This is a genomic window from Chryseobacterium sp. KACC 21268 (genome assembly GCA_028736075.1).
In the GTDB taxonomy this organism is placed as follows: Bacteria; Bacteroidota; Bacteroidia; order Flavobacteriales; family Weeksellaceae; genus Epilithonimonas.
This window is the reverse complement of the sequence record CP117875.1, coordinates 801,029-824,119: the sequence shown is the minus strand read 5'-3', so window position 1 is coordinate 824,119 and position 23,091 is coordinate 801,029. Positions and strand designations below refer to the sequence as shown.

21 protein-coding genes and 1 pseudogene are annotated in these 23,091 nt (G+C 38.2%); 12 read left to right on the top strand and 10 right to left on the bottom strand.

Translation table 11 applies throughout. The annotated features are described in order from the left end of the window. Positions 1 to 227: 227 nt before the first annotated feature. From PQ459_03920 to PQ459_03900, 5 genes are all read left to right on the top strand, one after another. Entirely contained in the window at positions 228 to 1,454 is a 1,227-nt protein-coding gene (locus PQ459_03920; protein WDF47639.1) for an outer membrane protein transport protein, read from the top strand. Between the two features lie 14 nt (positions 1,455 to 1,468). Beyond that, complete coding sequence (locus tag PQ459_03915) at positions 1,469 to 3,016, top strand: G-D-S-L family lipolytic protein (protein ID WDF47638.1); 1,548 nt, start codon at positions 1,469 to 1,471, stop codon at positions 3,014 to 3,016. A gap of 106 nt (positions 3,017 to 3,122) precedes the next feature. Next, positions 3,123 to 3,548: an Rrf2 family transcriptional regulator gene (locus tag PQ459_03910; protein ID WDF47637.1), complete on the top strand. Its 426-nt coding sequence runs from the start codon at positions 3,123 to 3,125 to the stop codon at positions 3,546 to 3,548. Between the two features lie 41 nt (positions 3,549 to 3,589). Further along, positions 3,590 to 4,162, top strand: coding sequence for a DUF3575 domain-containing protein (locus tag PQ459_03905; protein WDF47636.1), 573 nt, complete (start codon positions 3,590 to 3,592; stop codon positions 4,160 to 4,162). Between the two features lie 61 nt (positions 4,163 to 4,223). Further along, positions 4,224 to 4,655: a nucleoside deaminase gene (locus PQ459_03900; protein ID WDF47635.1), complete on the top strand. Its 432-nt coding sequence runs from the start codon at positions 4,224 to 4,226 to the stop codon at positions 4,653 to 4,655. Here PQ459_03900 and PQ459_03895 read toward each other — a convergent pair whose 3' ends face one another. Together PQ459_03895 and PQ459_03890 are read right to left on the bottom strand one after the other, a co-directional pair. Further along, positions 4,656 to 5,414, bottom strand: coding sequence for a type III pantothenate kinase (locus PQ459_03895; GenBank protein WDF47634.1), 759 nt, complete (start codon positions 5,412 to 5,414; stop codon positions 4,656 to 4,658). It abuts the gene before it with no gap. Positions 5,415 to 5,519: 105 nt separating this feature from the next. After that, a complete protein-coding gene (locus tag PQ459_03890) occupies positions 5,520 to 7,379 on the bottom strand; it encodes a M1 family metallopeptidase (GenBank protein ID WDF48685.1) in 1,860 nt (619 codons plus the stop codon). 319 nt (positions 7,380 to 7,698) lie between these two features. Between PQ459_03890 and PQ459_03885 the strand changes: the two genes are divergently transcribed. Both PQ459_03885 and PQ459_03880 read left to right on the top strand, forming a co-directional pair. After that, positions 7,699 to 7,887 carry a hypothetical protein gene (locus tag PQ459_03885; GenBank protein WDF47633.1) on the top strand — a complete coding sequence of 63 codons (189 nt, stop codon included), beginning with the start codon at positions 7,699 to 7,701 and terminating at the stop codon, positions 7,885 to 7,887. 532 nt (positions 7,888 to 8,419) lie between these two features. Further along, a complete protein-coding gene (locus tag PQ459_03880) occupies positions 8,420 to 9,547 on the top strand; it encodes an endo-1,4-beta-xylanase (GenBank protein ID WDF47632.1) in 1,128 nt (375 codons plus the stop codon). A gap of 98 nt (positions 9,548 to 9,645) precedes the next feature. On the opposite strand, the gene PQ459_03875 is transcribed toward PQ459_03880, so the two are convergent. From PQ459_03875 to lepA, 8 genes and pseudogenes are all read right to left on the bottom strand, one after another. Next, positions 9,646 to 11,361, bottom strand: a complete 1,716-nt coding sequence (locus tag PQ459_03875) for a hypothetical protein (GenBank protein WDF47631.1) — start codon at positions 11,359 to 11,361, stop codon at positions 9,646 to 9,648. Positions 11,362 to 11,439: 78 nt separating this feature from the next. After that, positions 11,440 to 11,991 (bottom strand): annotated as a pseudogene (locus PQ459_03870) (RNA 2'-phosphotransferase). Between the two features lie 9 nt (positions 11,992 to 12,000). Then, the gene (locus PQ459_03865; GenBank protein ID WDF47630.1) at positions 12,001 to 12,942 is read right to left on the bottom strand and encodes an ADP-ribosylglycohydrolase family protein; all 942 of its coding nucleotides are present in this window, start codon (positions 12,940 to 12,942) and stop codon (positions 12,001 to 12,003) included. After that, the gene (locus PQ459_03860) at positions 12,932 to 13,456 is read right to left on the bottom strand and encodes an O-acetyl-ADP-ribose deacetylase (protein WDF48684.1); all 525 of its coding nucleotides are present in this window, start codon (positions 13,454 to 13,456) and stop codon (positions 12,932 to 12,934) included. The genes PQ459_03865 and PQ459_03860 overlap by 11 nt, the downstream gene beginning before the upstream one ends. Then, positions 13,440 to 14,087 (bottom strand): DUF4291 domain-containing protein, encoded by a 648-nt coding sequence (locus tag PQ459_03855; protein WDF47629.1) that lies wholly within the window; start codon positions 14,085 to 14,087, stop codon positions 13,440 to 13,442. The genes PQ459_03860 and PQ459_03855 overlap by 17 nt, the downstream gene beginning before the upstream one ends. Before the next feature lie 8 nt (positions 14,088 to 14,095). Continuing rightward, a complete protein-coding gene (locus PQ459_03850; GenBank protein WDF47628.1) occupies positions 14,096 to 14,638 on the bottom strand; it encodes an NADAR family protein in 543 nt (180 codons plus the stop codon). A gap of 106 nt (positions 14,639 to 14,744) precedes the next feature. Beyond that, positions 14,745 to 15,422 carry an NUDIX domain-containing protein gene (locus PQ459_03845; GenBank protein ID WDF47627.1) on the bottom strand — a complete coding sequence of 226 codons (678 nt, stop codon included), beginning with the start codon at positions 15,420 to 15,422 and terminating at the stop codon, positions 14,745 to 14,747. A gap of 103 nt (positions 15,423 to 15,525) precedes the next feature. Further along, entirely contained in the window at positions 15,526 to 17,322 is a 1,797-nt protein-coding gene (gene lepA / locus PQ459_03840) for a translation elongation factor 4 (GenBank protein WDF47626.1), read from the bottom strand. Between the two features lie 213 nt (positions 17,323 to 17,535). On the opposite strand from lepA, the gene bamD reads away from it, so the two are divergent. The 5 genes from bamD (at position 17,536) to PQ459_03815 (ending at position 23,018) form a co-directional block, all read left to right on the top strand. Further along, positions 17,536 to 18,528 carry an outer membrane protein assembly factor BamD gene (gene bamD, locus PQ459_03835; protein ID WDF47625.1) on the top strand — a complete coding sequence of 331 codons (993 nt, stop codon included), beginning with the start codon at positions 17,536 to 17,538 and terminating at the stop codon, positions 18,526 to 18,528. 33 nt (positions 18,529 to 18,561) lie between these two features. Further along, a complete protein-coding gene (locus PQ459_03830; GenBank protein ID WDF47624.1) occupies positions 18,562 to 18,885 on the top strand; it encodes a DNA-directed RNA polymerase subunit omega in 324 nt (107 codons plus the stop codon). A 108-nt stretch (positions 18,886 to 18,993) separates the two neighbouring features. Beyond that, positions 18,994 to 20,187, top strand: a complete 1,194-nt coding sequence (gene coaBC, locus PQ459_03825; GenBank protein WDF47623.1) for a bifunctional phosphopantothenoylcysteine decarboxylase/phosphopantothenate--cysteine ligase CoaBC — start codon at positions 18,994 to 18,996, stop codon at positions 20,185 to 20,187. Positions 20,188 to 20,279: 92 nt separating this feature from the next. Further along, positions 20,280 to 21,185, top strand: coding sequence for a DUF4835 family protein (locus PQ459_03820; protein ID WDF47622.1), 906 nt, complete (start codon positions 20,280 to 20,282; stop codon positions 21,183 to 21,185). A 183-nt stretch (positions 21,186 to 21,368) separates the two neighbouring features. Continuing rightward, the gene (locus tag PQ459_03815; protein ID WDF47621.1) at positions 21,369 to 23,018 is read left to right on the top strand and encodes a DNA repair protein RecN; all 1,650 of its coding nucleotides are present in this window, start codon (positions 21,369 to 21,371) and stop codon (positions 23,016 to 23,018) included. The last annotated feature ends 73 nt before the right edge of the window (positions 23,019 to 23,091 follow it).

Sequence of the window (23,091 nt, the reverse complement as noted above, 5' to 3'; positions counted from 1 at the left end):
TATCAAAATTGAAAACATCCACTTTATTATGGTTTACATTATAACGTTTAAAACTAAACTAAGATTGATAAAATTGAAAAATGTAATTTAATTAAATATCAATCAGCACATTAAGACAATAGTATTATTAAACAACTATTCTAAGAATAGTATTGTTTAACATTTTTTATGTTTTTTTATAATTGTTATTAAAATAATTATAAATTTGGAACATTAATAATAATCATATGAAAAGAATTTTAATGACCGCGGCTCTAGCAGCCGGTGTAATGGCATACGCAGGAGGATTCAGAGTATCTCTTCAGGGCGTAAAGCAGCTAGCGATGGCTCACACCAGCGCTCATGCAGAGGATGCAAGTGTTGCATTTTATAATCCTGCCGGTATTTCTTTTATCCCTGCAAAATTGAGTGTGGCTGCAGGAGGTTTTGGAGCTTCTAATAAAGTGACATTCCAAAATACAAGTACCTTGCAGCAGACTGAAACTGATAATCCATTGGGGACGCCAATCTATGCTGCAATCGCATATAAAGTATTAGACAACCTTTCTGTAGGTTTCAGCTTTGCTACGCCTTTTGGAAGCACAATTGAGTACCCATCCAACTGGGAAGGCGCAGAGATGGTACAAAAACTTGAACTGAAAAGCTACTTTTTCCAACCTATGGTTTCTGTGAAATTGGCGCCTTGGGCATCTTTCGGAGCAAGCTATATCTATGCAAAAGGAAAAGTGGACTGGACCAAAGCAGTAACTCAATATAATGGACAACTTAATTTACTGGATGACCAAGCTACTGGCCAAGGTTTTGGATTTGGATTCTACTTTCAGCCAGACAGCCAGTGGGATGTGAGTCTTGCATACCGATCTCCAGTTGATATGAAAGCTAAGGAAGGAAAAGCGACTTTCAACGTACCTTCTATTTTGCTACCAAACTTTAACAATGGATCGGATAATTTCACGGCAACTCTACCTCTTGTTGACGAATTCACATTAGGTGCTACGTACAAAGTAACGCCAAAATGGTTATTATCCGCTGATTTCAATTACCACGGATGGGAAAGATACAACAAACTTACTTTAGATTTTGAAAACGTTGCTGCCGGAAATCAACCCAATGATCCAACCGTTTTGGTAACGCCGAAAAACTTTAAGAACTCTAAAACAATCAGATTAGGTACTCAATATATGGTTACAGATATGATTGCCGCAAGATTAGGTTGGTATTATGACGAGTCACCTTATGATGACAAAGACTTCATCCCGGAAACTCCTTCTTTTGACTCATATGTTGTTACAGCCGGTCTTGGATTCAAATTCAATAAACTTGGTGTAGATGTTTCAGGAGGCTATGCAATGCCACAGAGCAGAAATGTGAACAATGCCTATTATAATTTTGTGGGACAAGCCAAAGCTAAGGCATTCTACTTTGGTCTAGGATTATCTTATAACGCATTTTAAAAATTGACTCTATTATGAAAAAATTATATATATCAACCGTAGCTGCAACTCTATTACTAGCGGCAAGCTGTCAAAATGATTTTGAAAACAGTACAGAAGATGTGGTTGTAACAGCTGGAGACGCTAATTTCTCTAACTATGTAGCTTTAGGAAACTCTTTGACATCCGGCTACAGAGATGGTGCATTATATGTTGACGGACAGACTGAATCCTATCCTAATATGCTTTCTTCACAGATGAGATTAGCAGGCGGAGGAGACTTCAAGCAGCCTCTGATGGCGGACAACAACGGCGGACTTCTATTGACAACACCAAATGGAAATGTTCAAATTGCAGATACAAAAAGAATTATCACAGGATTTAGTGCAGGTTCTCCAGTAATTACTTTTGCAAACGAAAATAAAGCCAGCACAGTAGTAAATACTGTACTTACTGGACCTTTTAATAATATGGGTGTTCCAGGCGCGAAGGTTTCACATTTGTTAGCACCAGGGTACGGTAATGTACAAGGTATCCTTGCAAAAACAGCAAATCCATATTTTGTCAGATTTGCATCTAGTCCTACCACTTCAGTTATTCAGGACTTTTTAACTCAGAAGCCAACCTTTTTCACTTTATGGATTGGAAATAACGATGCACTTCTATATGCACTTGCAGGAGCAGATGACAGCGTTGAAACTCTGACTCCAGTTGCAAATTTTGAACAGTATTATAATGTATTAATATCTCAAATAAAAACTTCTGGCGCAAAAGGTGCAATTGCAAACATCCCAAATGTTACATCAATTCCATCTCTTACCACAGTGCCTTACAATCCACTCACGGCAAGTCTTCTAGGAAAAGGAGACGTGAACGTTGGTAATGCAACAATTGATAATCTTAATGCAAGCTTATATGGTCCGTTGAGTCAAATTTTAACAGCTTTGGGTGCCGGCGACAGAATTAAGCCGCTATCCAAAACAGCTACAAATCCTTTGTTGATGGTTGATGAAACACTTCCAGACCTGAGCTTACAAATCACAGGTGCAGCTTTGCAATCCGGAAATGCAACATTGGTAGCATTGGCACCATACTTAGGAGCTACTTACGGACGTGCAAGACAAACAAGATCTACGGATCTAATCCCATTGACGACACCTGGAGCCATTGGGACAGTTGCAACTCTTCCACCAGGGATTCCTGCAAGTTTAGCAGCTAGAGGAGTTTCTTACCCATTCGAAGACAGATACATATTAACTAGAACAGAGGCTACAACAATAGATAGCGCAATCAACAGCTACAACAATGTGATCAAAACAGCAGCAACAGCTGGAGGCTATGCTTTCGTAGATGCTAATGCAAAAATGATTGAGCTGAATTCTACTTCAGGAATCCAATATGATGGGGTGAAATATAGCGCCAAGTTCGTTACCGGAGGATCATTCTCATTAGATGGCGTACATCTTACAGGCCGTGGATATGCAATTGTTGCCAACGAATTCTTAAAAGCAATCAATAGTAAATACAGATCCAATCTACCGATGATCAGTCCTAACTCTTATTCAGGAATCAAGTTCCCATAAGGAAATAATATAATTACAAAGCCGTTTTGTTCTGGTAACAAGACGGCTTTTTTTATTTGAAATTAATATTATTTCTGAGTTATAAAAATTTGATTATTTTTACACTATGCTTTCAAAAAGAGTCAAATACGCAATCAAAACTTTGCTTTTCCTAAATAGGAAAGACAATTCGTCATTATTTTCCGCTAAAAAAATATCGGAGAACGAACGTATTCCGCTCAAATTCCTGGAACAAATCCTTCGCGAACTGAAGCAGAACAAAATCCTTAAAAGCGAGCGAGGCGCAGAAGGAGGCTACACTTTAATGAAAGATCCTGCAGACATCAAAGTTTTGGACGTGATCAGAATTGTGGACGGACCAGTTGCCTTACTGCCTTGTGCTTCTCTTAATTTTTACGAAAAATGTGCAGACTGTACAGACGAAGCCACTTGTAGCATCAGAAAATTGCTGATCAATGTACGTGATAACATGCTGCCAATCTTAGATACCAGCATTGCTGATATGACGAAATCTGAAAATCTCACAATCTAATTATCTATAAAGCCTTAAACCTCTTAAACTAATCAATACCAATGAAAAAAAACTTGACCATCCTTACCCTGACTTTTCTAGGCATAATAGGAATCTATGCCCAAACTGAAAGTTCAACGTCTGAAAGAAAAAATGATGTGATGATCAGTCCAATAGAATTGATTGCATCACCTCTTCTAAATGTTTCCTATGAGAGACTATTTAGAGAAAATATGGGAGTCGGTGTCAATGGAATGTTTTACTTTGGCAATAATGACCGGTATGATGACTCTGCTTTTTCTCAAGTCTCACCATTTTACAGGATGTATTTCGGAAAAAAATATGGTGCAGGATTTTTTGTGGAAGGCTTCGTCCCGATTACAAGTACAAAAGATTATTATTACAATTACGTTTACAACGAGTACGGCTCATTTTCTTACAACGAACCAAAAAGAAGAACCACTGTCGGCATCGGGATTGGACTTGGTGGCAAATGGGTGACAAGAAACAATATCGTTTTTGAAGTGAGTGGCGGACTTGCCAGAAGATTTGGAAGCAATTACGACAACTACGATTTCTACGACGGCGACAATCTGACTGGCAAAGGAATGCTTGGGATTGGATACCGTTTCTAGAACATCGATTTTACCATTAATGAATAAAAAAGTTTAGTTTTGTGCTAAACTTTTTTGCTTTATGTTCACCGACGATTATTTTATGAAAATGGCTTTTCAGGAAGCACAGCTTGCTTTGGAAAAAGATGAAGTTCCGATTGGATGTGTCATCGTTTCCAACAATAGAGTCATTGCAAAATCCCATAATTTGACAGAAACGCTGAACGATGTCACCGCGCACGCAGAAATGCAAGCGATCACTTCCGGGGCGAATTTTCTCGGCGGGAAATATCTTCAGAATTGTACAATGTATGTCACTTTGGAGCCTTGCGTGATGTGCGCTGGTGCGCTCAGTTGGTCTCAAATCACGAAAGTTGTGATTGGCGCAAGAGATGAGCAACGAGGTTTCATTAATAAAGGTTTATCGCTACATCCAAAGACGGAAGTCGTGACTGGAATTATGGAAAACGAATGTTCGGAAATCGTGAAAATGTTTTTTAAAAATAAAAGATAGTTACAAATCTTTACCCAAAAAATAAAGTCCCTTCAAAGTGTGAAGTCTGTCGCCGATGTTGATTTTGTCTGTCAAAGGTTTGTAAACGTGGCTTACTCCACCGGTTGCTATGACAAAACATTGATCCTGAACCTCATCATTGATCCTATCAATAAAACCTTCCACCATCCCGAGAAACCCGTAAACCATTCCACTCTGCATACAACTGATTGTATCTAATCCCAAAACGGTTTTCGGCTTCACCAATTCTATTTCCGGTAATTGTGCAGTTCCTTGAATCAAGCTATTTAATGAAGTAATGATTCCTGGAGCGATGATCACGCCAAGAGTTTCGCCATTTCCATCCAGGCAACTTGCTGTGAGTGCAGTACCAAAATCGAGAATAATTTTTTTCTGTTTAGGATAAAGATTGTGCGCGGCCACGAGGTTGGCGTAGATGTCCGTTCCCATTTGTTTCGATTTCGGAATCACACCGGAAGGCGTATTTCTGTCGACGATGACAGGCGGTTTCTGATGGATTTTCTTGACGGCACTTGCTATCACCTTTGTCAACTGAGGCACTACAGAACCAATGATGATTTTTTCAATTTTCTCAACATCAATTTTATAGGTTTGATACAACATCAAAATCTGAACATACAGTTCGTCGGTGGTTTTGTAAGGTTTTGTATTGATGACCCACGAGATGTCACAATTGTCATCATCAAACAAGCCGAAGCGGATATTGGTGTTTCCTATGTTGATTACGATGCTGTTCATAGATTTTTTAATTTACCAATTTATAAATGTAACAGTTTACCAATATTTGAAATCTTAGATTCAATTGTCATTGATACATTTTTAAATTATTACACTGTTACATTATTACTTAACTTCCAGATAATTATCCTCGGGATTCACATCTGCCAATCTTTGGCTGAAATCTATTCCAATTGCTGACAACTGAGATTTGGTGTAAGGAATTGTGAAGCTGTATTCCTGTTGCGTCCAAGCCCAATATGGCAAAGTCTTGAATGGTCCATAAATATCTTTTGATTTCCAAGTTCTGGTAAGACTTGATGCAATATTATAATTAATAACCTTCTTGTCTTTCGTCAAAATGCTAAAGTCGATCGGCATTGGAATGCCACCTTTGTTCACCAAAGTGATTGTGGTAGATTCTGGGTCATATTTCACGTTTTTAATTCCGTAATCAATGGTTTTTGTGGTGTTGATCCAATAATGCTGGAACCACTTCAAATCCATCCCAGAAATCTGCTGTGCGATGTGGATAAAATCTCTTTCCGTCGGGTGTTTCATTGCCCAATCATCGTAATATTTTATCATAATTCGGTTGAGATTTTCCTCACCAACAATGTAACCCAGCTGTACCAAAAACATTTCGCCCTTGATGTAACTTGCATAAGTGTAAGCCGTTCCGTTATCGTGATGGTCTGCCAACCAAACCGCAGGCTCTTCTTTTTCAGATTTTGTAAAATTGACATAAGCCTTGATTGCATCTGTAAAAGGATTCGGTTTGGATTCCGTTGGTGGAAACAATCTGTAGGACACAAAATCTTCCGCATACTGTGTGAAACCTTCATCCATCCAAGGTCTTACACTTTCGTTGGTCGCCAACATCTGCTGAAACCAAGAGTGCGCGCCTTCGTGGAACATCAGTCCGCAAAGTCCTTCCAAAGTTGTGGCTTCTCCCAAAATCATTGTGCACATTCCGTATTCCATTCCGCCATCGCCACCTTGGATGAAGGAATAACTTGGCCATTTGTAACGTCCGAAAGTAGCGTTCATCAACTGGAAATATTTGGTGATGTAAGGTTTCGCCTCTTCCCAGTATTTTGTTTTTTCAGATTTTTGATAAACTAGGAAAACCTTTGGCCCATCCAAAATCGGAAAACTTTCAACTGTGTAATCTCTGTCCGCCGCCCAGGCAAAGTCCAGAATATTTTTGGCAGTCCATTTCCAAGTCACTTTGTTGGCAATGTCTGGTTTTACCTCAGCACTTTTATTGTAGCCTTTTACATCATTTGTATTTTCAAGGTTTCCGCCCGCGCCTATCACATAATCTTTATCGATTTTAATATTTACTTCATAATCAGAAAACGGAGCGTGGAACTCTCTTCCGATGTAATCGAAAGTTGCCCAACCATCATAATCATACTCAGCGATTTTCGGGTACCATTGGCTCATCGTCATATCGATTCCCTCGCGGTTGTTACGTCCGCTTCTTCTTATTTGCATTGGGATTACGGCGTCCCATTCCATTGTAAAAGTGGTGGAAGAATTTGGTTTGATGGCTTCAGCAAGGTAAACTTTCATTATCGTCCCCTGAATCTCGAATTTCAAATCTTTTCCGTTCTGCTTTATCCATCGGATGTTTTGCGCGCCCTCTTCATTCTTAGGAATTTCGGACAATCTGGAAATGACTGTATTCCCAACGCGTTTTGCCAATCTTCCGTCTGCATTCACACCTTGACCTGCCACACGCTGATCCATCATAGACCCCACTTTGAACGCGTTCCAGTACAAATGGAAATACGCCACCCTCAGCTCGTCCGGCGAATTGTTTTGATATTGCAAAGTCTGTTTCCCTTGGTAAGTGAAGTTGGGCGCATCCACATCAATATCCATTTTGTATTTTGCATATTGCTGAGTGTAAGCCTCTTTCTGCGCCGAAATCAACAGTGAGAAAACGATGAAGAATAAAGAAAAAGCAGTTTTTTTCATAGAACTATTTTTATCAACCTTTCGAGATTTGATGCTCATAAAGGTTTTCTATTTTTAATTGTCTCAAAAATACTAAGTTTTTGTTGAATGGCAAGTAGAAAGGCAGGGAAGGTTGATTCCTCCTTATTGGAAAATGGTATATTTGAATGTTAATAACAAATTAAAATGGCTTTTGATATAGAAGTAAGAAACAAAATAATAAATTTTGTAGAAAATTTTTCGGTTAATATTGGTAAAGTATTATACTTTAAAGAATCCATTTGTACCCATAAAGATAATTTTGACAGACATTTCACGACGTTTTCAAGTACAATTTATTTTGAAAAATTTTGCAGGAAGAATTAGTGGTGCAAGATTAATGTTTGATGGTGATAAATTAAGTTATGAAATTGGTGTTGATTATATAATTCAGTTTGATGAGAGGGAAAATGAATTTGAATTTATAGAAGCGTACTCGGAAAAAATATATCGAAGAACTATTTTAAAAATATCAAATGAGAGCAATTGATTTTTAACGCTCATTTTTGGTTCTTCTTAACTAATTAAGATAATTTTTTCATTGATGTTAATTGTAGTAATTCATCTATTGGTTTTAATAGATTAACAGAATTACATGAATCAGAGAGTAGTGAGTATAAATTGAATGGCAAAATTATTTAAACCAATTAGTAAATGATATTCAATATTATGCTCTTACAAAATATAGTTAAAGAAATATTGTAGGAGAAATCGACAAACAGGCTCATCAAACTATTATGAAATTCAAATCTGATAATTAGAAATGATATTTTAATCTCGATTGACTTAACATAAAATTTCAATTTTTAAAATCTAAAAGCTCAACGTTAACGTTCATTAAACTCGAAAAATCGTTATTCGACAATGATGATTTTTGGAGCTTCAAATATATTCGCTGAGCTTATCCCAAACTTCTGTAGATTGGCTCTAGCAAAGTAATCAGCCATTCAAAACATTAAAATAATTGCCAATTTCCCGTTTATTTAATTTTTCTATCTTTAGTTAAATTAATATTCGAGTTTATGAGACAGTGCCTTATCATATTTAGTGTTTTAATTTCTTCCTTTTGTTCCTCGCAGAATGTCAAATTCAAAGATGCATATTCTCAGGCTTTCAAAATCGGAACGGCCGTGAACCACGACATCGTAAGCGGAAAAGATAAAAAACAACAGGATATTGTCCTTCAACATTTCAATACAATCACGCCAGAAAACTGTATGAAAGCCGAAGTCGTGAATCCACTTCCGGGGAAATTCGATTTTGCGCAGGCGGATGCTTTTGTGGAATTTGGAAAGAAAAATAAGATGTACATCATCGGCCACACGCTGGTTTGGAACAATCAAACGCCGGATTGGTTTTTCAAAAATGAGGATGGAACGCCAAAAAGCAAAGAAAAAACCAAGGAACGCTTGCACGACCACATCAAATTGGTAGCCAGCAGATACGCCGGAAAAGTGGACGCTTGGGATGTCGTAAATGAAGTGATCGACGATGACGGAAAATACCGCACTGGCGGATGGATCAACGGCATCGGCGATGGCGACGAACTGATGAGATTGTCTTTCCAATACGCCGCAAAATATGCGCCCAACACAGAATTATACTACAACGACTTCAACGCCTGGAGACCGGAAAAAGTGAAAGGTATCGTCCGAATGGTCAAAATGCTACAGACCGCCGGAATCCGAATTGACGGCATCGGCATCCAAGGCCATTGGGGACTTAATTTTCCAAAAACTAAATACATCGAAGATGCGATAGATGCGTACGCCGCGTGTGGCATCAAAGTGATGATCACGGAAATCGATGTGGATGTTTTGCCTGTGACGAAGGAAGGACAGATCATTGGTCAGGCTTTCACGCACAAGCAATTTCAGAACGAGGAATTCAAAACATTTCTGGATCCTTACGCCAACGGACTTCCGAAAGATATCGACGACAAACTTGCCGACAGATATGCTGAACTTTTCCAGATCTTCTACAAGAAAAGAGATAAGCTGGACCGCGTTACAACTTGGGGAATGCAGGACGGAATGTCCTGGAAAAATGATTATCCAATCCCTGAACGAACCAATTATCCTTTGCTGTGGGACAGAAATGGAAACCCTAAGAAAGCTTTGCAAAGAGTGATAGAAGTTCCTAAGAATTAGATTTCGTTTCTCGCGGATTGGGTAAATTTTGCAGACTTCTTTTTAAATTAATCTGCTGAATCTATAAATCTGCGAGAGAATTATCTCATATTTTAAATTTAATTAATTCTAAAAATCGGATAAAGCCGATGCGTTTTCTCGTAATATTCGGAATGTTTGTAAACCCAATCCAACTGTGCGTCACCGTCTTGAGCGAATTTCGGATTGATGGATTTCTCCATTTCGAAAGCAGTTTTCAAAGCCTTGTTATCTTTCAAAAGTTTACTGGCCGTATCTTCGAAAACGTAAGGCGAATAATATTCTTTCTGACCCAACATCGCATCAAAGAAATTCCAGTTGAAGTAAGAATCCACCGCTTCCGGCTCCAAAGTTTCCAAGAGAAATTTCACGCCATCTTGATTCAATGGAACGAGGAAATCGCCAGCTCGGAACTTCATTTTGCCAGAATCTTTGATCACAAATGTGTCGTAATGCAGATAATGACCTTCGTAAGGATTGGGAACGGTTTTGAAATCTTTGATCCTGTAACTTTCCACTGTAAATGCAGAATCCTGTTTTATAGGAATCATTTTGATTTGGTTAAGTTTCAGTAAATCAATCACTTTCCATTCAGATTGTGGGATGGCGTAATATTTTGGGATTGTGACTTCTTTTGCCGGAACGTACGTGTTGTAATATTTCACGGGATTGGAAAACGGCGATTTTTTGTCGTACCAAAGTCTGGTCTTTCCGGAAACGTCGCTTGGTTTATATTTCGCTTCAAAGCCTTTGAAATCAATCGTTTCATATTTTGTAGAATCCAGTTTCCAAGCCAAAGCATATTGGTTTCCGACTTTGTATTGTTTCAGATTTTCGGCTCGTTTTTGCTGAATGGTCTTGTAATTTTCATCGATATAATTAATGTTATCGACCATATAATCGTACGTCACTTTCACGCGGTCTTTGTACGGCTTCAGCATATGCGTTTCCACCACCGTCCCGATGGAATTGAAAAGCGTCGTGTAACCTGTAGCATATCTCGGAGAATCGATGAATGCTGGGAAACCGCCGTCCGGAACATCGCCGTGAATGTTGACATAAGGCACGGAAATCACCCCTTTTTTCTCCATATTTTTCAGAAGCGTTCTCTGCATTTCGCCGTTGAAATAATTACCGAGAACATTTCCCAACCGTTCTTTATTGGTCGAAATATAAGTGAAAGTGTATTGATAATCCGCACCGTTGCTCACGTGATTGTCTATGAAAACATCAGGTTTCAGCCATTGAAAAATCTGCTGGAAACTTCTGGAATTTTTTGAATCTGTCTTGATGAAATCCCGGTTCAAATCATAATTTCTCGCATTTCCACGGAAACCATATTCTTCCGGACCATTTTGGTTCGCTCGGGAAAAACTGCCTCGGTTCATCATTCCGCTGATGTTGTAACTTGCGATTGACGCAATGATGACATTTTTCGGCGCTTTGATTTTTCCAGTTGCCAAGTCTCGCATCAACATCATCGTCGCATCGATTCCGTCTGGTTCGCCTGGATGAATTCCGTTATTGACGAACAAAACCGATTTTCCTTTTCTAGCTTCTTCGAAACTTTGTTTTGTAGGATTGAAAATTACCACATCGATTGGCGCGCCATTGTCATCTTCGCCTTTTGTCTGGAAAGTGATGCTTTCAAATTCCTTATCCAGTTTTTGATAATAAGCTCTCATTTCCTCAAACGTGACGGTTTGGTTGCCGTTGCCTTTTTCGAAAGGGGTTTGGAAGGTTTGGGAGAATGTGAAAGTGGAGATTACAAGGAAGAGAATTGAAAGATTTTTCATACTACAAATGTAGAGAACGTGGAAATATTAATTAAAAAAAATCCTCAGAAAATTCTGTGGATTAATTGTTCGATGTAATCAAATCGGTTGCTTTTTGATATATTTAGTATCCACAAAATCCGTTAACCACACATTATTTTCAGAAAGATAGAACAAAATTCCATCTTCAAACATTTCACCTGTTTTAATTGTCAAAATAATTGGTTTTCCGTGGCGTATCCCGACTTTGGTCGCCGTTTCTTTGTCCAAACTGAGATGAACGTGTTATCTGTTTCTTTTTTCAATTCCGTTTTCTAGAATTGAATCTACATTATTCATAGCTGTTCCGTGATAGAGAAATTCTGGCGGCTGTTGTGGTTTTAAAGCCAAATCAACATCAATTGAATGACCTTGATTGGCTCTGATTTTGGTCTTATCTTCATTGAAAACAAAACGTTTTTTGTCATTTGTCTGTACAATTTCGTCCAATTCTTCAAAAGTGAAACCTTGAGAATCATTTGTCGATTTTGTGATTAATTCATCAACATCTGTCCAGCCGTTTTTGTCCAGAACTAAGTTAATAGTTTCCGGTTTGTGTCGAAGGACGAAGCTTAGGAACTTGCTTATTTTTTTGTTTTGGGATTCGGTCATTGTTTGTTTTTATTTCATCAATTTATTCTCCAATTTAGAACATAATTTCTCAATATCATCTTTCCTCACCAATTCAGAAATCCATTCTTCGGGAATATTTTCAAAACCATAATAGATTCCGGCAATTCCACCGGTAATCGCTCCAGTCGTGTCTGTATCTTCTCCCAAATTAACGGCTTTCAAAACAGCTTCAGAATAACTTTCAGAATTCAGAAAACACCAAAATGAAGCTTCCAAACTATGGAGAACATAACCACTACTTTTAATTACATCTTCGGGAAAAGTGGAAATATCATTGTTTAAAACCTTTTCGAAAAGCTCAACTTCCTTCGGATTAAATTCCTGAAAAACAGCATATTCCAAAGCTTGTTTTTGCATATATTCAAAGGCTTCTTTTTTGCTTTTTCCGTTAATTAACTCAATTGCAAAAAGTACATATATAAAACAAGCAAAAACAGAACGAAAATGTCCGTGCGTAATAGATGAAACTTCTTTTACGGTCAGGTAAAGTGTCTCGATATTTTCTTCATTTTTCAGATAAAAAGCCAAAGGGAGAATTCTCATCAAAGAACCATTTCCATTATCTTCCTCAAAAATATTTCCCGAAAATTTGGCACTTTCTCCTTTGATTAATCTTGCAATCGAATGTCTCGTGGTTCCGCCAATATCAAACAATCTTCCGTGCGCAGTCCAGTGCCCATATTTTACCCATTTTACAAAACTTTGTCCGATTTTCTCTAAATCGTAACCTTTCGTCAACACCTCTGATAGGCAAAGTGTCAATGAACTGTCATCGCTCCAAGTTCCTTTTGGTTGGTTCCAAGACATATATTCTAAATAACCTTTTACAGGCGATATCTTCAAATCTTCACGTTTCTTGAACTCCACCGGAACGCCCAAAGCATCGCCAACACAAACTCCGAAAATTCCTGATTTTACACTATTTTTCATCAAAATTGATTAATCTTTTATAAATCTGCACATTCTCGTCATCAAAACAGACAAAAATCACTTCCTCAATTACGTCAGATTCAAAATTCTGAACTTCCTGAACTGCAATTTTTGCGGCCAATTCTTTTGGAAAACGATAAACGCCTGTGCTGATATTTGGGAAAGCAATTGTTTTTACATTAAGACCTTCTGCTAGTTTCAAAGAATTCTTATAACAATTTGATAATAATTTTGAGCATTTCTCTTCATCATTATTCCAAATCGGACCTACAGTGTGAATGACGTACTTCGCAGGTAGATTTCCAGCTGTAGTCACAACAGCTTCTCCTGTTTTGCATTTGCCTTGTCTGTTTCTAATCTGCATACATTCTTCCAAAATCTGTTTTCCGCCTGCGCGATGTATGGCTCCATCAACACCGCCTCCGCCAAGCAATGATGAATTTGCAGCGTTGACGATTGCATCGGTATTTATTTTTGTGATGTCACCTTGTATTAATTCAATTTTTGGTTTCAGTGAGTTTTAGTTCTTTATTTAAATTTTCATCATCAAAGACCAAAGGTTTTTCTACGGGAATCATTAGATTATTCAAGTCATTATTTAAAATAAATTGATATTGCGCCTTCACAAAATCAGAAATATCTTCAATTAATAAAATATCTTCTTTGGCAAAAGATTGGGCGAATTCATTTCTCAGTCCAATTTGTATCGCCCGTCTTTCCAGTTTTTTTCCAAAGGGATCGTGGTCTGGGTCCCATTGTAGTCTGACAGAAGATTCTTTTACTGCGTTTTCCCATTCATCTTTGGAAATTTCCATTGATTCATTATACGAAGAGTAAATGGCATTTGTCAAGTATTTTTTGAAAGCATCCATTTTCAAATGAATGGCCAACACAAATTCCTGATTTTCCTTAGTTTCCCAGCCATTTCGGTACATCATCCAAAGAAAATTAGGCTTAATCCAAGTCATTCTTTCCAAACTAAATCCGCCTCCAAAAAATTGATTTTTAACAGCAAATTCTCCAATTGATTTTCGATAAGATTGGTAAACGATAACTTTTTCATCATCATATTGAGCCATTATGTGATATCCTTGTTGAGGCCAATCTTTCAGCTGTTCTTTATAGTTTTTTAGTTTTAGTTTCATTTTTTGATTTAATCTTTCAACATATCCCGAACTTCCATCAAAGCAAATCCCAATAAATTTTCGCCGTTCCACAGAAGAGGATTATTAATGTTTTTATCAGATTCCAACATTCCGATTCCCCAGATTGTGTCGTACGGGCTGGCTTCCACTATAATTTTATTGTTTGTAGATAAAAGAAAATCTTTAAATTCTCGATTTTGTGAAAACTTCAGAATATTAGCTTGCTTCACAATTTCATATTTGTGCTCGTCCCAAACTTGAGCATCGAAATTTTTAACTTTTCTACCTAAGCTCTTTGCTTCATTTGGCATTTCCGATTTTAAAATTTTTTCTAAAATCTCTTCATCGTTAAATAACTTGGCTTTATTTGCCATCATATAATGTTCCGCGGTTTTGTAGACAATGCTGTTTTCTTCAAATTTACACGGAAACCATTGACTGAAACAGGATTTCGTAACTTCATCTTTCACAGTGTGTCCCCAAAAGAAAAGGAAGTCAAGTCTCTCGTTTTCTTTAAATCTTTCTATTATATTTTGTAAAGCATATTTCATATTGCGTTATTATTACACAAATATATAGACTTGTAGTTAATTGACAAAATTTATTTGCGTAAAAATAACACTAAAAAAACTAAGTGATTGATTATCAAATAAAATTTTATTTAATTTCAAAGTAGAAGCCTTGCTCTTCCAGCTCTTTGTACTTTTCTTGATTGAACGTAAATAGTTTTCCGGGTCTTCCGCTTCCTTCTTTTTTGAAATTTTTGGTCTCATTTAGAAGTCCGTAACTCATAATTTTTTTTCGGAAATTCCGGCGGTCTATTTCTTGCCCTATGATTGTTTTGTAAAGATTTTCGAGGTCAGAGAATACAAATTCATCATTTAAAAGATTGAAACCAATGGGTTGATATTGGATTTTTGTACGAAGTCTTTTTAACGCCAAGTCAATAATAGTCTGATGGTCAAAAGCCAATTCTGGAAGCTGATTCACGCTGAACCATTGTGCATCATCAGCGTCAGAATCAGCAAACAATTCGTGATAAGAAGGATTGACCAAACCTAAATAAGCAATTGAAACCACACGATTTCTGGGGTCACGACCTACATTTCCGAAAGTAAATAATTGTTCCAGAAAATCAGGTTTAATGCCCGCTTCTTCGTGCAATTCTCTTTTTACGGCATCATCCAGATTTTCATTATCCAAAACCAAACCGCCCGGAAGTGCCCAACCGCCTTTGAAAGGCTCAATATTTCTTTCAATCAAAAGAATCTGTAAATCTTCTTTATCAAAATATCCAAAAATGACGGCATCTACAGCGACTTTTATATCTTGCATAGTATGTTTGCGTTATGAATACACGAAGTTATACTTTTCAGGCTTTGAAACAAAAAATCCACTGAAAATTCAGTGGATTACAATTTATAAATGAATGTGGAAATTAATCATTCAACTTCAAAACAGCCATAAATGCTGACTGCGGAACTTCTACCCTACCAATTTGTTTCATCTTTTTCTTACCTTCTTTCTGTTTCTCAAGAAGCTTACGTTTTCTGGAAATATCACCGCCGTAACATTTTGCGGTAACGTCCTTTCTCAAAGCTTTGATGGTTTCCCTAGCGATAACTTTCGCTCCCAAAGCCGCCTGAACAGCGATATCAAACTGTTGTCTCGGAATCAGTTCGCGCAATTTCTCGCACATTCTCTTTCCGATGTAGAACGCGTTGCTATCGTGGATCAATGAGGATAAAGCATCCACCATATCACCATTTATCAAAATATCCATTTTCACCAACTTAGAAGCACGCATCCCGATCGGAGAATAATCGAATGAAGCGTAACCTTTTGAAATAGATTTCAGCCTGTCATAAAAATCGAAAACAACTTCTGCCAAAGGCATATTGAAAGTCAATTCTACTCTGTCCGCCGTCAAATAACTTTGGTTGACAATCTCGCCTCTTTTCTCGATACATAGTGTCATAACTCCGCCTACGAAATCAGATTTTGTAATGATAGAAGCTTTGATATAAGGTTCTTCCACTCTGTCCAAAAGATTCGGGTCGATCATTTCGGATGGGTTGTTAATCAAGATGGGTGTGTCTGGTTCTTTTTTGGAGAAACCGTGGTACGAAACGTTGGGAACCGTCGTGATCACATCCATATTGAATTCGCGGTCTAGACGTTCCTGAACGATTTCCATATGCAACATTCCCAAGAATCCGCAACGGAAACCAAAACCAAGTGCTGCAGAACTTTCCGGCTCGAAAACCAAAGAAGCGTCATTCAGTCTTAATTTTTCTAATGAGAATCTCAACTCCTCAAAATCCTCAGATTCGATTGGATAGATTCCGGCAAAAACCATTGGTTTCACCTCTTCAAAACCGTCGATGGCTTCTGATGCAGGATTTACGAAAGACGTAATTGTGTCACCCACTTTTACTTCGCGGGCATCTTTGATCCCGGAAATGATGTAACCTACATCACCGCATTCGATGGTTTTCTTTGGAAGCTGTTTTAGCTTTAAAGTTCCAACTTCGTCTGCGCCGTATTCTTTCCCTGTAGCGAAGAATTTGATCTTTTCGTTTTTAGAAATACTTCCGTTTACCACTTTGAAATAAGCTTCAATTCCTCGGAAAGGATTGTAAACAGAATCAAAGATCAATGCCTGAAGTGGCGCTTTCGGATCTCCAACTGGTGGCGGAACTCTCTTTACAATTTGCTCTAGCAATTCGTGAACACCTTCACCCGTTTTCCCTGAAACTCTAAGAACATCTTCGTATTTGCAACCTAGAAGTCCCATGATCTCGTCGGTCACTTCTTCCGGATTTGCAGATGGAAGATCGATTTTATTAAGGATTGGAATAATTTCCAAATCGTTTTCTAAAGCCAGATACAAATTACTGATGGTCTGCGCCTGAATACTTTGCGCCGCATCAACAATTAACAATGCACCTTCGCAAGCCGCGATGGAACGGGAAACTTCGTAAGAGAAATCCACGTGTCCTGGCGTGTCGATAAGGTTTAAGATGTATTTTTCGCCATTCAGCTCATAATCCATTTGGATCGCGTGAGACTTGATGGTGATACCGCGTTCTTTTTCCAGATCCATATCATCCAAGGTTTGCGACTGCAATTCCCTTTGGGTAACGGTGTTGGTATATTCTAAAAGACGATCTGCCAATGTACTTTTACCGTGGTCGATATGTGCAATGATGCAGAAGTTCCTGATGTTTTTCATTTAAAATTCTTGTAATTTGCAAAAATACACTATTTATTGATAGTCCGAAACTTGGAATGACGGATTGTTCTAAAGTTTTTGAAATTCTGGATCAATATTTAATATATTAATAAGAAAAACGTTAATCTTTCATAAAAAAAAGCTATTGCAGAAAAAAGTTTTATTTTTGCAAATTAATTACAATCAAGTGACAGATTTATTCTGGCGGGAATTATGAAGAAATATATTAGTTTATTAGTGTTGTCTGTGATTTTGCTGTCTTGCAAAACAGAAATGGATCAGGCTATGAAGAGTGCCGACAAAGATTTTATCTTGAAGGTTGCCAATGAAAAATTCGCAAAGAAAAAATGGTCAGATGCTTTGGCATTGTACGATAGATTACCAAATCTAGTTGCCGGTACAGATGATGCGCCCAATGTGGTATTCAACTCTGCCTACTCCAACTATTATGACAAGAATTACAGACTCGCAGCCAATCAGTTTAAGAATTTCGTGATCAGTTTTCCTCAGGACCCAAGAAAGGAGGAGGCAGCTTATCTTTCGGCTCTTTGTTACTACGAAGGCTCTTTGCAGTACAACCTCGACCAAAGCAATACTGAGTCTGCAATCACAGAACTACAGAATTTCCTGAATGAATATCCCGATTCTGAGCGTTCCAAAAACATCACCCAATTGGTAGATGAGTTGGCGTACAAATTGGAATTCAAAGCGTTTGAAAACGCGAAGCAATATTACAAAATGGGCGAATACAAAGCTGCTGCGGTAACTTTTGAAAACGTTTTGGAAGATTTCCCAGCAACCAAGTTGAGACCAAAGATCTACGATATCATTTTGAGATCCAAATATGAATTGGCAGTCAATTCCATCTATGATCTGAAAAAAGAGAGATTAGACGCTGCAGCTTCTTATGCAGTACGAGTTTCTAGTGAACTTCCAAACTCTGAATACTCCAAAACAGCTGATGACCTTGCTGCAAAGCTAGAAGCTGAGAAAGCAAGATTTGCAATTTTGCAAGCTGACGTTGAAAAAAGGAAAGCGGAATATGAGGCTAAAGTTAAAAATGCAGAGGCTAAAGAAAACGAGAAAAAAGAATTAGCACAGGACAAACATCAGGCTAAAATGGAAAACTCCGCTGACCAGGCAAGAAGAGATAGTGCAAAGGTAAATTCTACCGAGCCACAAGCGACTTTCAAGTTTAAAAGATAATTAGTATATTTGCAACCCTAAACAATTCGTCCAATGAGCCTTAAAGATACAAAAGCAGAAGTAAGTACAATCACTTACGACAAAGATAAGATTGAAGCAAAAGTAGCCAGCATCTACGAAGCTATCGTGATCATGGGTAAAAGAGCAGAGCAGATCAACGGTGAGATCCGTACAGAACTTCACGGAAAACTTGATGAGTTTGCTGTTCACAACTCTACTTTGGAAGAAGTTTTCGAAAACAGAGAGCAGATCGAGATCTCCAAGCATTACGAAAAAATGCCAAAACCAACCTCTATCGCTATCAGAGAATGGTTGGATGATGAGATCTACCACAGAAAAACTGAAGAAAAAAACTAATCCTCGGATTTGAAAATACAAAAACCGTCTCGCTAAAGTATTCCTTTATGAGACGGTTTTTTTGTTATCAAAATTATTAATACTTTCGTTAATATAAATCAAAGCAAAATGAGCTTACAAGGCAAAAAGATCATCCTTGGAATCACTGGTGGAATCGCCGCTTACAAAATGAATTATCTCGTTCGGGACCTCATAAAGTCTGGAGCAGAAGTGAAGATCGTAATGACGAGGTCGGCCGAGCAATTTGTCTCGCCACTAACGCTTTCCACACTTTCCAAGAACATGGTCTTTACCGATTTTTATGACGACAATAAAACCTGGAACAACCACGTAGAACTCGCACTTTGGGCAGATCTAATACTCATTGCACCTTGTACAGCAAACACTTTGGCAAAGATCACCACTGGCCTATGTGACAACTTCTTGATGGCAGTTTATATGTCCGCAAAATGTCCGGTGATCATCGCACCGGCAATGGATCTTGATATGTACGCACATCCGACGGTAACCAAAAATCTACAAACCGCTGAAAGTTTTGGCCACAAGATCATTCCAGCAGAATTTGGAGAATTGGCAAGTGGACTTAATGGACAAGGCAGATTGGCAGAACCATCAACGATTTTATCAATTTTGGAAGCTCAATTTTCTGATGCTGAACAAACCTTATCAGGGAAAAAATTCCTGATCACGGCTGGTCCCACTTATGAAAACATTGACCCAGTAAGATTCATCGGCAATCACTCTTCGGGAAAGATGGGTTTTGATCTCGCCAAAGAAGCTTCAAAACGTGGCGCAGAAGTGATACTAATTTCCGGTCCATCTTCTCAGAAAGTTGATGACAAGAACATTACACTTCACAGAGTAACTTCGGCTCAGGAAATGTTTGACGAGGTTTTCAAATATTACGAATCGACAGATGTCGCGATCATGAGCGCCGCCGTGGCCGACTACACACCAAAAGTGAAAGCCACAGAGAAGATCAAGAAAAATGATAATGAACTTACCATCGAGTTGATCAAAAACAAAGATATTCTCCGAACTATGGGTGAGAAAAAGTCTAAACAGTTTTTGGTAGGATTTGCTCTGGAAACGCAGAATGAAGAGGAAAATGCCAAGGGAAAATTAGTCAAGAAAAATCTGGATATGATCATCCTCAACTCACTTCGGGATGAAGGCGCTGGATTTGCAAATGCCACCAACAAGGTCAAGATCTTCACGCCCACGGAAGAACAATCATTTGCCTTAAAATCAAAAGAAGACGTTGCAAAGGACATTCTGAACTTTATTGAGCAGAAATTGTAAGAAAACCTCGTGTTTTACGTTATCATTTTATCCTTGTTTTAGATTATTTTCTTTGACAAAGATTGCTTATTTTTACAAACATTTTTATTTGGATGAAAAAACTACTTTTTATAATCTGCGCTTTGTTTTTTGCTCAAACAGCTTTCTCACAGGAGCTTTTGGCCAATGTACAGATCAACTCACAACAAATTGCAGGAAGTAACACACAGGTTTTCCGAACCTTGGAAAAATCCCTCAGAGACTTCATTAACAATACCAGCTGGACAGGGAAAAAGCTTCAGAATTTTGAAAAGATCAAGTGCAACTTTGCGATTGTTATATCTGAACGTCCTAGCAACAGCGGTTTCAAAGGAACAATGGTCGTGCAAGCTACGCGCCCAGTTTTCAACTCGCAATATGAGTCACCTTTGATGAACATCAATGACACCAGTTTTTCTTTTGAATACAACGAAAATGAAAACCTGATCTTCAACGAGAGACAATTCTCTGGGAAAAATCTTACCGATGTCATCAGTTTCTACATCTATCTAATTCTAGGTTACGATGGAGACAGTTTCCAATTGAAAGGCGGACAAGCACATTTTGACAAAGCTTTTAAAATCGCACAAAACTCTCAAAATCAAAACTTTGACGGCTGGAATCAGATAGAAAGCCAAAGAAATAGAGGTGCGTTGATCTCCGGATTGCAAAACGAAAACTCCTCCACGTTGAGAACTGTTTTCTACAGCTATCACCGTGCTGGTCTTGATAACTTGGCAAAACCAGACCAAGGTCCAGCAAAAAAAACGATTGCAGAATCTCTGATGCAACTCAAGTTCTATGACAACAATTTCCAGATGAATTATCCTTTCAATGTCTTTTTGGAAAGCAAAAGCACCGAGATCTTCAACATCTTTGATACTGGGAACAATGCTTCTGTCAACATCAGCGAACTGAAAACAATGATGAGCACCTTCGCTCCGAAAGACATTGACACCAAATGGAATAAGTGGAAATAGACATTTTGTGAGTCTAATCTTTTGGGCAGCTTTTCCGCCTTCCATTCCCAATCTTTTTTGCATACTATTTTCAGTTCAGTAGAACTTGATACCACGCAAAAAAGGATTTCCGTTCAAGTCGGGCTGCGGGCTTTCGGTTTCAAATCAACTTAGGCTATAATTTAGTTATTAAAAAATAATTTCGTGCTTTCAAGAATTTTCATTCAGAATTTTGCGTTAATTGACAAACTTGAGATCGACCTCAGGAAAGGTCTTCAGGTCATCACAGGAGAAACCGGTGCGGGAAAATCCATCATTCTTGGTGCGCTGCGTCTCATAATGGGCGAAAGAGCCGATGTGAAATCCTTCGCAAAGTCTGACGTCAAAAGCATCGTAGAAACTGAGTTCCAAATCAGCGAAAATTTTAAAGATTTTTTTGAAGAGAAAGATCTGGATTTTGAAACACAGACCATCATCAGAAGAGAAATTTCGTCTGGCGGAAAATCCCGGGCTTTCATCAATGATGTTCCCGTGACTTTGGATGTTTTGAAGGAATTATCTTCAAGATTGATCGACATTCATTCCCAATTCGAAACGTCTGACCTTTTCACCGAGCAATTTCAATTCGGAATTTTGGATGGACTGGCAAAGAATAAAAGCTTGTTGTCTGATTATCAAAACCATTACATTGGTTATCAAACAACAAAAAGAGAAATCGAACAACTGAGATCAGCACTTGCAGAAAACAATAAAGAATCCGATTACAAAAATTTTCTTCTTGCAGAATTGGAAGAAATGCAATTGGACGATCTGGATTTTGAAGAGATCCAGAATCAACTCAATACGCAGGAAAACGCAGGACAGATCAGTGAATATCTTTCAGAAATCCTTTCAAAACTGAACCAGGAAGATTTCGGGATTTTGTCTGGACTTTTCGAAGTTAGAAATAAAATCGCCAAACTTTCAGAGCTTTCATCAGAATATCAAGACCTCAGCGAACGCCTGGAAACTTCTTATGTGGAGCTAAAAGATATCAATCTCGAAATCGAGAACAAGGCAGAAAATCTGGAAATGGACCCTGAACTTTTGCAGGCTCTTTTGACGACTGTCAACCGACTGAATTCGCTTTTCCTGAAACATCAGGTGAATGACATTGAGGGACTTTTGGCAATCCGAGAAGAATTGTCAGCCAGCCAAAACTCTTTGGAAACGATTGAAAATCAAATCGAAGAAAAAGAAAAAAGTCTTAAGCTGATTGAAAAAGAACTTCAAACGCTCAGTCAAAAATTATCCGAGAACAGAAAGAAATTCTCCGGAAATCTGGAAAACCAAGCCAAAGAAATCTTCTCAAAACTAGGTTTGGAAAAAGCCATCTTGAAAATCGATTTGACAGATTCCAACACTTACAATCTTCACGGGAAAAACAACATCCAGATCCTTTTCCAGGCGAACTCCGGTTTTCCATTGAAACCCATTCAAAGCGCCGTTTCTGGTGGAGAACGATCCCGAGTAATGCTCGCCATCAAAAAAATAATGGCAGAAAATAATGACCTTCCAACCTTGATCCTAGACGAAATCGACACGGGCGTTTCCGGAAGAATTGCCGAGGAAATGGGAAAACTGATGCAGGAAATGTCGCAAGACCTTCAACTCATCGTCATCACGCATCTTGCGCAAGTTGCCGCGAAAGGTAACGAGAACTACAAAGTGGTGAAATTTGATGAAAATGGAATTACCAAAACTACCATTGTAAAGCTTTCCAACGACGAAAAACTCAACGAGATCGCACAGTTGATCTCCGGTTCCAAGATCACGGAAGCGGCGATTTCTCAGGCGAAGGAGTTGATTGGGTAAAAATGTAATTGCTTGTTATTGGCCGCTCCTCTGGAGCTTTGTTGTGATTTGGTAATTGTCTTTCTACCAATAA

Excerpts from the sequence above, each read along its gene's own strand:
- PQ459_03920 (WDF47639.1), top strand. The coding sequence starts at position 228 with ATGAAAAGAATTTTAATGACCGCGGCTCTAGCAGCCGGTGTAATGGCA.
- PQ459_03915 (WDF47638.1), top strand. The coding sequence starts at position 1,469 with ATGAAAAAATTATATATATCAACCGTAGCTGCAACTCTATTACTAGCG.
- PQ459_03910 (WDF47637.1), top strand. The coding sequence starts at position 3,123 with ATGCTTTCAAAAAGAGTCAAATACGCAATCAAAACTTTGCTTTTCCTA.
- PQ459_03905 (WDF47636.1), top strand. The coding sequence starts at position 3,590 with ATGAAAAAAAACTTGACCATCCTTACCCTGACTTTTCTAGGCATAATA.
- PQ459_03900 (WDF47635.1), top strand. The coding sequence starts at position 4,224 with ATGTTCACCGACGATTATTTTATGAAAATGGCTTTTCAGGAAGCACAG.
- PQ459_03895 (WDF47634.1), bottom strand. The coding sequence starts at position 5,414 with ATGAACAGCATCGTAATCAACATAGGAAACACCAATATCCGCTTCGGC.
- PQ459_03890 (WDF48685.1), bottom strand. The coding sequence starts at position 7,379 with ATGAAAAAAACTGCTTTTTCTTTATTCTTCATCGTTTTCTCACTGTTG.
- PQ459_03880 (WDF47632.1), top strand. The coding sequence starts at position 8,420 with ATGAGACAGTGCCTTATCATATTTAGTGTTTTAATTTCTTCCTTTTGT.
- PQ459_03875 (WDF47631.1), bottom strand. The coding sequence starts at position 11,361 with ATGAAAAATCTTTCAATTCTCTTCCTTGTAATCTCCACTTTCACATTC.
- PQ459_03865 (WDF47630.1), bottom strand. The coding sequence starts at position 12,942 with ATGAAAAATAGTGTAAAATCAGGAATTTTCGGAGTTTGTGTTGGCGAT.
- PQ459_03855 (WDF47629.1), bottom strand. The coding sequence starts at position 14,087 with ATGAAACTAAAACTAAAAAACTATAAAGAACAGCTGAAAGATTGGCCT.
- PQ459_03850 (WDF47628.1), bottom strand. The coding sequence starts at position 14,638 with ATGAAATATGCTTTACAAAATATAATAGAAAGATTTAAAGAAAACGAG.
- PQ459_03845 (WDF47627.1), bottom strand. The coding sequence starts at position 15,422 with ATGCAAGATATAAAAGTCGCTGTAGATGCCGTCATTTTTGGATATTTT.
- lepA (WDF47626.1), bottom strand. The coding sequence starts at position 17,322 with ATGAAAAACATCAGGAACTTCTGCATCATTGCACATATCGACCACGGT.
- bamD (WDF47625.1), top strand. The coding sequence starts at position 17,536 with ATGAAGAAATATATTAGTTTATTAGTGTTGTCTGTGATTTTGCTGTCT.
- PQ459_03830 (WDF47624.1), top strand. The coding sequence starts at position 18,562 with ATGAGCCTTAAAGATACAAAAGCAGAAGTAAGTACAATCACTTACGAC.
- coaBC (WDF47623.1), top strand. The coding sequence starts at position 18,994 with ATGAGCTTACAAGGCAAAAAGATCATCCTTGGAATCACTGGTGGAATC.
- PQ459_03820 (WDF47622.1), top strand. The coding sequence starts at position 20,280 with ATGAAAAAACTACTTTTTATAATCTGCGCTTTGTTTTTTGCTCAAACA.